This window comes from Neisseria sicca VK64 (assembly GCF_000260655.1).
Taxonomy (GTDB): Bacteria; Pseudomonadota; Gammaproteobacteria; order Burkholderiales; family Neisseriaceae; genus Neisseria; species Neisseria sicca_B.
On sequence record NZ_AJMT01000001.1, the window covers coordinates 1 to 3,195 of the forward strand.

The window sequence follows — 3,195 nt, forward strand, 5'->3', positions numbered from 1 at the left end:
GCCGTCAAACGCAGCTACGGCTACGACCGTACCGGCAACCTGACCCACAGCACCGACCAGCGGACGGGCACGACCAAGTTCGAGTACGACAAACTGGGCAGGATTACCCAAGCGGGCAACGAACTGTTCGCCTTCGACCCCGCACACAATATCCTTTCAGACGGCCTCAATGCCATCCCCGACAACCGCCTGAAAACCTACAACGGCACGACCTATTACTACGACGAGCTCGGCAACCTGATCCACCGCGAGCTGGCCGACGGCGAAGTGCAGAACTATTTCTACGACCTGCATGACCAACTGGTCAAAGCGGAAATCTTCAAAAAAGACGGCACGAAAGAAACTTGGTCCTACACCTACGACGCCTTGGGCAGAAGGATAGGCAAAGGTCGTCTGAAAGACAGTCAGGAAGTTTCAGACGACCTCAGCAACCAAACCCGCTTCGTTTGGGAAGGCAGCCATTTACTGCAGGAAATCCACCCGGACGGCAGATATACCTATATCTATACCGACCCGGATTCCTACGAGCCTTTAGCGCAAATCCGCGATTGGACAACCAAAGACGGCAAAAAACGCCAACAAACCCACTACTTCCACTGCGACCAAATCGGCATCCCGCGTGAGATGACCGATAAGGACGGCAATTTGCTGTGGTTCGGCAACTATACCGGCTGGGGACGTCTGAAAGAGGAAACCAAGGTAACAGATAGCGCATACCAGCCCTTCCGCCTGCAAAACCAGTATGCCGACCATGAAACGGGGCTGCATTACAACTTCTTCAGGTATTACGAACCTGATGCTGGGAGGTTTGTGAATCAGGATCCGATTGGGTTGATGGGTGGGGATAATTTCTACCATTTCGCACCCAATATTCTAAAATGGATAGATGCATTAGGATGGAGTAGATGGACAAAAACAGAAGTTTTAGGTAGAAGAGTATATAAAAATGACACTTTATTTACTCCTACTAGAAAAGTTAGTTGGAAGGATGCTACATCACCAACAGGATATAAATGTGGTACTAATTTAGATAGGATGTGTGAAGGAATGGCTCCTATTGGTAAAGATGGTAAATCTGTTGAATTACATCATCTTACCCAGCAAGAAGTGCTAAGAAATGGAAAACGCGGTAGTTTGGCAGAGGTTTCTTGGACAATACATACGAAATATACAGCTATATTGCATATTCCTTTCCCAAGAAATCCAAACAAACGCTCACAAACTCTTCCAAGATTTCCGAGTTTTAGAAGAAATAACGATGGAACCCCATCGACATTAGCTGCTGAATTTGATAATTATCGCTCTGCATACTGGAAAGAAAGAGCAAAAGACTTTGGAAGAACATGTGATTAAAAACTGGAGATTTTTATGGATACTCAATTAATTAAACAAATAACCGAAATGCTTAATAAGCTACCAAATTCTATATGTAGAATAAATAATTCAATTGATGAAGGTTGGATTGCCGCTGGGGAGTCGGAATTTAATCTGAAACTACCTGAATACTATCGATGGTTTATTAAAAATTACGACTCCATAACATTATGGGGCGAACTAATCAAAACAGTATTTCCTCCTGAGTATAGAGATGATGCTGATCAGGATATTTTCTATACTTATAACTGGAACATTAATTATAACAAAGATAATCATGATAAACTTTTCTTTCTAGAAGTTAATGATATAGGATTTTTTTATTTTAAAGTTATAAACAATAAGGCAAATGAAGAAGTTTATTGCTTTGATTTATCCACGGGTAATCATGATTTATATGCAGAAAATTTTTTAGATTTTTTGAAAATAGAAATTCCTAAAATTTATTCTAACTATTTATAATGATAGTAGCCGCAGGTTGAATTGAACCCCAACAAAACCTTAAGGTCGTCTGAAATCAATTTTCAGACGACCTTTCTCTATAATTTTCATCCAAAAATACCGGAGGAAGTATGGATGGGAAAGTCGGTCAGCCATCAGCCTCGATTTACCGCAATATAGAGCAACTACCAGTTAAAATATTCAGATCAACTTAACTAACAAAATTTTGAAATAGGAAAATACAACATGGATTATGACTTGAAAATATTGAATACTTCTCAAGTATTGGCTGATAAAAAATACTTGAAAGAATTTAAATTTGCAAATAGCAAATCATTTCCTTATTCTTATCAATCTTTCGCAGCACAATTTGGCTGGGGAAGGGTATTGGATAATTACTTAATTTACATCCCTCTAAATCCTAAGTTTCATGATTCATGGCAAAATGCTCGCGAAGATATAAAATCAACATATATAAATAATATTAACGAATATATTGACTATTATCCAGGTGAATCATTAGATTTAATGAAACGAATGGAACCATTTGCTAAAAGTGAGTCAGGTTATTATTTATTTTGGGATATATATAGTGAAGATTTACCTAATGAATTTAATATATACGCAACAGATTTTGTAGGAGATATATATCTACTAGGAAAAGACTTATTCGAAGTATTTTATAACTTGACCAATGACACTAAAATCTTAAAGGAATGTTTTAACAGGACACCTTGGCCTAAAACATTCGAAGGCTTTATGTCAATTTGTTAAAAACTCGACTATTTAATAAAATCTAAAATAAGCCGTAGGTTGAGTTGAGATCTAATAAAATATCAAGGTCGTCTGAAATATGTTTTCAGACGACCTTTTCCTCTATACATCACCACTTACCTGCTTCGACTACAACGAAAACGGCCAACTCATCGCCCAGCACCAATGGAAGGTGCCGAACAAAGAAGAGAACGCCCGAAACGGTTTGCCCGAAACCGACTGGCGCGATGCGCAGTACGACATGCTGTACCTGCCCGTCACCGAAACCGTCCGCTACCACTACGACTTCAACGGCAACCGTACCGCCACCGTCCTGCCCGACGGCAGACAAATCAACTACCTGTATTACGGCAGCGGCCACCTGCACCAAATCAGCCTCGACGACGAAGTCATCACCGACATCGAACGCGACAAGCTGCACCGCGAAATCTTCCGCACACAGGGTAAGCTCGCCAGCCGCTACGAACTCGATCCTTTAGGTCGTCTGAAACGGCAAATCGCCACCCTCAACGACCTGACCGAAGGCGGCAAAGGCAAAACCAAAGTAGCGGCGGGTTATGCCCAAACCGCCGTCAAACGCAGCTACGGCTACGACCGCACCGGCAA

General features: G+C 41.5%; 3 protein-coding genes and 1 pseudogene. All 4 read left to right on the forward strand.

Annotation, left to right across the window (positions count from 1 at the left end; translation table 11 throughout):
• Positions 1–1,353 (forward strand): RHS repeat-associated core domain-containing protein (locus HMPREF1051_RS00005; protein WP_003762524.1); only part of this gene is annotated, 1,353 nt, incomplete at its 5' end.
• A gap of 15 nt (positions 1,354–1,368) precedes the next feature.
• Positions 1,369–1,836: an SMI1/KNR4 family protein gene (locus tag HMPREF1051_RS00010; protein ID WP_003762528.1), complete on the forward strand. Its 468-nt coding sequence runs from the start codon at positions 1,369–1,371 to the stop codon at positions 1,834–1,836.
• 225 nt (positions 1,837–2,061) lie between these two features.
• Entirely contained in the window at positions 2,062–2,589 is a 528-nt protein-coding gene (locus HMPREF1051_RS00015) for a hypothetical protein (RefSeq protein ID WP_003762521.1), read from the forward strand.
• A 79-nt stretch (positions 2,590–2,668) separates the two neighbouring features.
• Positions 2,669–3,195: pseudogene (locus tag HMPREF1051_RS00020) on the forward strand (RHS repeat protein); the annotation flags it as partial.

What these genes read in the sequence shown, in the direction of transcription:
- HMPREF1051_RS00010 (WP_003762528.1), top strand. Translation starts at nt 1,369, where the DNA reads ATGGATACTCAATTAATTAAACAAATAACCGAAATGCTTAATAAGCTA.
- HMPREF1051_RS00015 (WP_003762521.1), top strand. Translation starts at nt 2,062, where the DNA reads ATGGATTATGACTTGAAAATATTGAATACTTCTCAAGTATTGGCTGAT.